General features: G+C 66.5%; 5 protein-coding genes. 1 reads left to right on the top strand and 4 read right to left on the bottom strand.

The annotated features are described in order from the left end of the window. Positions 1 to 134: 134 nt before the first annotated feature. From B3361_RS17350 to B3361_RS17335, 4 genes are all read right to left on the bottom strand, one after another. Positions 135 to 905 (bottom strand): IclR family transcriptional regulator, encoded by a 771-nt coding sequence (locus B3361_RS17350; RefSeq protein WP_054905693.1) that lies wholly within the window; start codon positions 903 to 905, stop codon positions 135 to 137. 64 nt (positions 906 to 969) lie between these two features. Then, the gene (locus B3361_RS17345; RefSeq protein ID WP_054905692.1) at positions 970 to 2,427 is read right to left on the bottom strand and encodes an amidase; all 1,458 of its coding nucleotides are present in this window, start codon (positions 2,425 to 2,427) and stop codon (positions 970 to 972) included. Next, on the bottom strand, positions 2,424 to 3,734 hold the full coding sequence (locus B3361_RS17340) for a citrate-proton symporter (protein WP_054905691.1): 1,311 nt from the start codon (positions 3,732 to 3,734) through the stop codon (positions 2,424 to 2,426). The genes B3361_RS17345 and B3361_RS17340 overlap by 4 nt, the downstream gene beginning before the upstream one ends. Before the next feature lie 84 nt (positions 3,735 to 3,818). Next, positions 3,819 to 4,994, bottom strand: a complete 1,176-nt coding sequence (locus B3361_RS17335) for a M20 aminoacylase family protein (RefSeq protein WP_054905690.1) — start codon at positions 4,992 to 4,994, stop codon at positions 3,819 to 3,821. 295 nt (positions 4,995 to 5,289) lie between these two features. On the opposite strand from B3361_RS17335, the gene B3361_RS17330 reads away from it, so the two are divergent. Further along, entirely contained in the window at positions 5,290 to 7,278 is a 1,989-nt protein-coding gene (locus B3361_RS17330) for a TonB-dependent receptor (RefSeq protein WP_054905689.1), read from the top strand. Positions 7,279 to 7,327: the final 49 nt, after the last annotated feature.

Raw genomic sequence — 7,327 nt, 5'->3', positions numbered from 1 at the left:
TGATGCAATCCCTGTGGGAGCTGGCTTGCCTGCGATGGGCTGCGCAGCAGCCCCGATCAGTGTGGCATCACCCTCAAGTAAGCAGCATCAGGCACCAAGAGCGGCCATAGGGTGCGAAAGCATGACCGCCAGCCTCAGGCCAACGCCCGCTGCACCTCGCCAACCGTGCTCGCCAGGCTGCTCAGGTGCAGGCTCAGTACCCGCTCGACCGGCGCCTGGTCCAACGGCCAGTGCAAGGCGATGCTCCCGGCCAGGCGGCCTTCGGCATGCACTGGCAAGGCAATGGCGCGAATCAGGTGCGGCAGGCGTACCGGGTACTCCCAGTGGCCCTCGGTGCGCTGGCCGAAACCTTTGTGTGCCTCTTTCTCGATATCGCGCAGCAACGCATCGTCCCGCAGCCGCGCATCGGCCGCCAGGCGTTGTACCTCCTCCAGCCCCAGCTCACCCAGGCAGGCACGGCCCATCGCCGAATGGAACAGGCTGGCATGATGGCCGACGATCTGGCAGGTATGCGGGTAACGCTTGCGCAGGATCTGCGGAATGGCGCTTTCCATGACCTCCAGCCGCTGACCATCGAAACACGACAGGTCCACTACCAACCCGGTACGTTCGCTCAACTCCAGCAGCATCGGCGCGGCGCGTTCCACCAGGCGCCGCTTGAAGCGCAACTGGCGGTCACCGTACAAGCGCCGCGAGCACAGCCGATAGCGCCGGTCGCTGAGGCCGCGATAAACCCAGCCCTGCACCTGCAAGGTAGCAAGCATGCGCGACACCGTGGCCTTGGGCAGTGTGGTCAGGTAATGCAGTTCTTCAAGGCCCAGTGCCTGGTGCTCGCCCAGCAGGTCGACGATGGCCAGCGCCCGCTCCACCGAACGCACGCCGCCACCTTCTGCCGTGATGCCCATGGGGATGACCTCCTGGTTGCCAGAGGGTCAGCATAGCCAGCAAAAAGCGCGCCTGGCCAGCACCTCATGGCGCCTGCAGGCTGGGCGGCGGGCAACGTTGCACCCAGCCGGTGAGTTGTTCATGGGCATAGGCCAACTGCAACACGGCATGGTCTGCCTGGGCCGGGCCAATGATCTGCAAGCCCATGGGCAAGCCGCCAGGGTTGAAACCGATCGGCACGCTCATGCTCGGCAAGCCGGCCAGGGTCGGCCCGATCACCACTTCCATCCAGCGGTGGTAGGTGTCCATGGGCCGCCCGCCTACCCGCTGCGGCCATGGCAGGCCCGCATCGAAAGGGAACACCTGGGCCGATGGCAGCAGCAGGAAATCGTAATGCTCGAACAGCTCAGCCATGGCGCGGTACCAGTCACTACGGTCCAGCGAAGCCTGGTACAGCGCAGCAGCACTCAACTGCAAGCCGCCTTCCACCTCCCACTGTGCTTCGGGCTTGAGCAGTGTGCGCCGGGCCGGGTCGGCATAGGCTGCGCTGAGGCTGCCATGCACCAGGAAGTGGCGGTGCGTGAGCCAGCACTGCCACAAGCGAGCCAGGTCGAATGCCGGTTGGCAGGCCTCGACCCGGCAGCCCAGCTCGGCGAAGTCGGCCAAGGCCGATTCGCACAGGCTCATCACCCCGTCATCCATCGGCAGGTAGCCGTTGTAGTCCCCCAGCCAGCCCACCCGTACGCCGCGCAGATCGCGCTGCAAGCCGGCAGCGAAATCGCGCCGGCCTTCGCTCAGCGCCAGCGGTGCCCGTGCATCTGCCCCGGCCTGAACCGACAACAGCCGGGCCACATCGGTCACGCTGCGGCCCATCGGCCCCTCGGTGGCCAACTGCTGTACGAACAATTCCGGCGCCGGGCCGTGGGGCACGCGCCCCTGCGATGGGCGCAGGCCGAACACGTTGTTGAACGCCGCCGGGTTGCGCAAAGAGCCCATCATGTCGCTGCCGTCGGCCACCGGCAGCAGGCGCATGGCCAGTGCCGCCGCCGCGCCACCGCTGCTGCCCCCCGCCACCCGTGTCGGGTCGTAGGCATTGGTGGTAGTGCCGAACAAGGTGTTGTAGCTCTGCGACCCCAGGCCGAACTCGGGCACGTTGCTTTTGCCCACGATCAAGGCGCCACTTGCGCGCACCCGCGCCACACTGATCGCATCGTGTTGGGGAACCTGGTCGGCGAACAGCGGCGAACCCAGTGTGGTCCGCAGCCCGGCCGTGGCGGCCAGGTCCTTGATGGCCTGGGGCATGCCATGCATCCAGCCGCGTGAATGGCCGCGGGCCAGTTCGCGGTCCCGTTGGTCGGCCTCGGCCAGCAGCGCCGCGGCCGGGCGCAACGAGACCAGCGCATTGACCCGTGGGTTGCAGCGCTCGATGTGCACCAGGTAGGCCTGCATCACCTCGCGACACGACAGCTGGCGGGCGTGTATGGCCTGGGACAAGGCTTCGGCGCCGAGGGCGACAATGGGGTCGATGACAAGTGGCTTCACGGTTTCACTCCAAGGTTGAAGGCAGCCCGGTTGCCCGCCCGGGGTGCGTCTTTCAGGCAGTAGGTAGCCAACAAGGTCAGCAGGCAGGCAAACAGTACATAGAACGATGGCGCCACCGGGGTTCCCAGCGCCTGGGTCAGCCAGGTCACGATCAATGGGGCAAAGCCACCGAATACCATGACCGCCACGTTATAGGCCACCGACACGCCGGTGGAACGCACCTCGACCGGGAACTGCTCGGCCAGGGCAGTCGGCGCCGGGCCGAAGAAACCGCCGATGGCCGTGCACAGCAGCAACTGCATGACCAGCAGGCGCTCCAGGGATGGCGCCGCGGCGACCCAGACATATAGCGGGTAGACCATCACGAAGAACGCCAGGGTGAAGGCCATCAGCACCGGCCGCCGCCCAAAACGGTCCGACAGCGCCCCGGCCAGTGGAATGACCACCGTCATCAGGCCCACAGCGAGCATCTGCACCAGCAGCACCTGGTCCAACGGCAGGCCCAGGCTTTTGTGGGCAAACGTCGGCATGTTCACCAGCACCACATAGAACGACACTGTGGCGCCAGAAGCCAGGCCCATGGCCACCAGCAGGCTGCGCCAGTGTTCACGCAGCACCTGCGGCAGGCTGGGCGCGCGGCCCTTGGCCTGGCGGCGGGCCTCGATGAACGCCTCAGGCTCTTCCATGTGCTTGCGAATCCACAGCCCTACCGGGCCGATCAGCAGGCCCAGCACGAACGGGATACGCCAGCCCCAGCTGTCCAGCGCCGCAGGCGAGCACAGGTGGGTAACCAATGCCACCATCGCCGCACCGCCGAACACCCCCAGGCATTGCCCCACCAGTTGCCAGGAGCCGTACAGGCCCTTGCGGTGGGCCGGGGCACTCTCTACCAGGAAGGCCGTGGCGCTGGCGTACTCACCACCCGTGGCAAAGCCCTGCAGCATGCGCGCCACCACGATCAACAGCGGCGCGGCCATGCCAATGGCCAGGTAATCGGGGGCAAAGGCGATCATGGCGATCGACACGGTCATCAGGCGGATGATCAGTTGCATCGCCGCCTTGCGCCCCTTGCGGTCGGCGTACATGCCCAGCAACACACCGCCCACCGGGCGCATGAAAAAGCCGACACCGAAGGTGGCGAGGGCCATCAGCAGCGAGGCGTATTCATCGTCGGAGGGGAAGAATTGCCGGGCAATGATGCTGGCCAGAAAGCCGTACACGATAAAGTCATACCACTCCAGGGCGTTGCCGATGACGGCAGCCACCACTTGCCGGGTACGCGACACGCTATTACTCGAAGTCTGCATAGGGAGCACTCCACACGGTGTTTGGGTGATCGCCCGGGCACGGTCGCAGCCGGGTTCCAGCGGCAGTCGGTAAAAACGGCAGGATCAGGCAGGTGCTAGCCAGCGCTCTGCCAGTGCGCCCCAGTAGGCAGCGCCGGTCAGCAGGATGTCGTCGTTGAAGTCGTAGCCGGGGTTGTGCACCATCGGCCCCGCGACGCCGTTGCCGATGAACAGGTAGGCCCCCGGGCAGCGTTGCAGCATCCAGGCAAAATCCTCACTGCCCATCAGCTTGCGGGTGTTGGTATCCACCGCGTCGGCGCCCAGCAACTCCACGGCTACCTGGGTGGCGAAGGCGTTTTCTGCCGGGTGGTTGATCAGCACGGGGTACGCCGGGCGGTGCTCGATGCTGGCGCGGCAGCCGAAGCTTTCAGCCTGGTGGGTGATGATCGCCCGCACCCGCTGCAGGGTCTGCGCCCGTACTTCAGCATCCAGCGCCCGCAGGCTCAGGCGCAGCAGTGCCTGTTGCGGGATCACATTGGCCGCTTCGCCAGCCTGCAGGGCCCCCACCGTCACCACCGCTGCCTCCTGGGCATCGATATTGCGCGCCACCACCGTTTGCAATGCCATCACCACACTGGCGGCGGCGACCAGCGGGTCGACGGTCAGGTGCGGCATGGAGCCGTGGCCCCCCACGCCGTCCAGGGTCACGGTGAGCAGATCTTGCGAAGCCATCATCGGCCCTTCCCGCAAGCCCAGCTGCCCCGCGGGCAACCCTGGCATGTTGTGCATGCCGAACAATGCATCGCAGGGAAAACGCGCCAGCAAGCCATCGGCCAGCATCGCCTCGGCACCACCCTGCCCCTCTTCTGCCGGCTGGAATATCAGCGTCAGTGTGCCGTCGAACTGCCGGGTGGCGGCCAGGTAGCGGGCGGCACCGAGCAGCATGGTGGTATGCCCATCGTGGCCGCAGGCGTGCATGCAGCCCTGGTGCTGGCTGCTGTAGGCGGCACCGGTGGCCTCATGAATGGGCAGCGCGTCCATGTCGGCACGCAAGCCGAGGCGGCGCCGGCTACTGCCATTGCGCAGCACGCCCACCACGCCGGTCTTGCCAACGCCGGTGTGCACTTCGTAGCCCCATTGTTCCAGGAGGCGGGCGACCAGCGCCGAGGTGCGGTTTTCTTCGAAGCCCAGTTCCGGGTGGGCGTGAATATCATGGCGGATCGCGTGCAGGTCGCTGGCCACCTCGTTAAGCCAGGCCAGGATGTGCTGATGTCGGCACATATGCAGTCTCCTTGTGCGGGTGGTTTCCCGTTCTTGTTGTTCGCCTTGAGGTCACGACGGGTGAGGCAGGTCGTGCTGGCTGCCAGCTAAACCCGGCCTGCCGTGGCACACAACCGAAACTGGTTTCATGCTGCGGAACAAAAGCCTGGTGCTGATGGTGCTCCCTCCGCGGCCACGCATAGAAAACCGTCGCTGGCGCATAGGTTACAGACGCGAATGATTCTCGGTCAGGCGCTACAATGCCGGCCGTTGCGTGCCCGTGCGGGGTGCGCGTTGCCGACATCGAGGAACGGGCATGGCCAGAACAACGCTGGTGGGGGTTTTCACAGGGCTGGTGGTTGCAGGCGGCATAACGCCGACGAGCGCGAGCGAACGGCTGGTGCTGGAAGACACGGTGGTGGCCAGCGACAAGCTTGAACAAGCCCGCGACCAGTTGCCTGCCAGCCTCTCGGTGATCGACGCCAGGACCCTGCAGGCCACGCCGGTGGATTCGCTGGAACAACTGGTGCGGCGCACCCCAGGGTTCACCTTCCAGCCCTTTGGCCAGTCGGGCACGCAACTGCCAGTGGTGCGCGGCCTGACCTCCAATGCCACGGCCTTCTCCAACTCGCTGCTGATGCTGGTCGACGGCGTGCCGGTGTTGCGCGGCCAAGGCTTCGACAATGACCTGGTGGGCGTCGAGCGCGTGGAGATCCTGCGCGGTCCGCAATCGGCACTGTACGGTCGCAACGCCGAGGCCGGCGTGCTCAGCGTGTTCACGCGCCAGCCGGGCGACGCCGACTACGCCCGGGTGGAAACCGGGCTGGGCAGCCGTGACAAGCGCCTGGTCAGCGCCGACCTGAGCACCGCGCTGATAGAAGGCACCCTGTATGCAGGTGCCGCTGGCCAATGGACAAGCCAGGACGGCTACCTGGACGACGACTTCGCCGGTGGCAAAACCGACGACCGCGAGCGCCAGAGCGGCCGCCTGACCCTGCGCTGGACGCCGGATGCGCTCACCGACGCGACCCTGCGCTACAGCACCCTGAAATACCGCGACCAGGCCGCCCAATGGGGCAGCCGCACGGGCCCCGACCGGGCAGTGAATTCCGGGCTGGCCGGGCGTAACCATTCCAGCGGCGACACCTGGTCGCTGGACCTGCGCCGGCAACTGGGCGGCGACCTGGAACTGCGCTCGATCACCGCACGCAGCGTGTTCGACGACCGTCTACGCCAGGACACCGACTTCCAGCCAAGCGACCTCATGCACCTGGCCCGCGACTACCACTTCGAAACCCTGAGCCAGGAACTGCGCCTAAGTGGCAGCCACGGGCAAGGCCGCTGGCTGCTGGGCGCGTACGCCGACCGTGAAGACCACGACCTGGATTACCAGCAGAAACTGCCGATGGGGCTCAGCCGTACCCAGGCCGGCCTGGGTGGCAATACCGCCGCGCTTTTCGGCCAATGGCTGCAGCCGCTGGCCGGGGCCTGGTCGTTGACCTTGGGGGGCCGCTATGAGTATGCACGTGCCTGGATCGATCCGGCAGGCAACCGCAACCAGTCCGACAGCTGGCAGCACTTCACCCCCAAGGTGGCATTGCAGTATGCGCTGAGCGACGATGCCCAGGTCTACGTCAGCTACAGCCAGGGCATGCGCGCGGGCGGCTTCAACGCCTTCGCCAGCAGCGCCGGCAACCCGGCGTACGACCCGGAGCAGGTGCGCAGCTTTGAGGTGGGCCTGAAGGGCCTGACTGCGGACCAGCGCCTGCGCTACTCCGCGGCGCTGTACCGCATGCAGGTGCGTGACATGCAGGTGCAGCAACTGGTGCAGCAGGGGCTGGTGTACATCACCAATGCGGCGGCGGCGACCTCCACCGGCCTGGACCTGGACCTGGAATACCTGCTGGGCGAACGCTGGACCCTCACTGCGGCGCTGGGGCTGAACCGCACCCGCTTCGAGCGGTTCCGCGAAGGGAGCAACGACTACGAGGATAACCGCAACCCGTTCGCCCCGGACTTCACCGGCCACCTGGGCCTGCGTTACGACGCCGATGCCGGCTGGTACGTACAGGGCGCGCTGAGTGCGGTAGGCAAGGTGTATCTGGACGCTGCCAATACGTATCGGCGCCCCGGCTACGGCCTGGTGGACCTGAGCGCTGGCTACCGCTTCGGGCAGTACACCGTCAGCACCTATGTCGACAACCTGCTGGACAAGCGCTACGACGCCCAGGGGCTGCTCAATGGCGCTGTGACCGTGTACAGCCCGCCACGCGAGGTGGGGATGAGGGTCAGCTTCGAGCTATAGCGGTGGCGCGCCGCTGCGACCCTCGCCATGGCCTGCAGCGGCGCCCTGA

It is taken from the genome of Pseudomonas sp. UBA6699, assembly GCF_002454615.1.
GTDB classification, from domain to species: domain Bacteria; phylum Pseudomonadota; class Gammaproteobacteria; order Pseudomonadales; family Pseudomonadaceae; genus Aquipseudomonas; species Aquipseudomonas juntendi.
The sequence above is the reverse complement of the archived record's forward strand: the minus strand, read 5'-3'. Positions and strand labels throughout refer to the sequence as shown.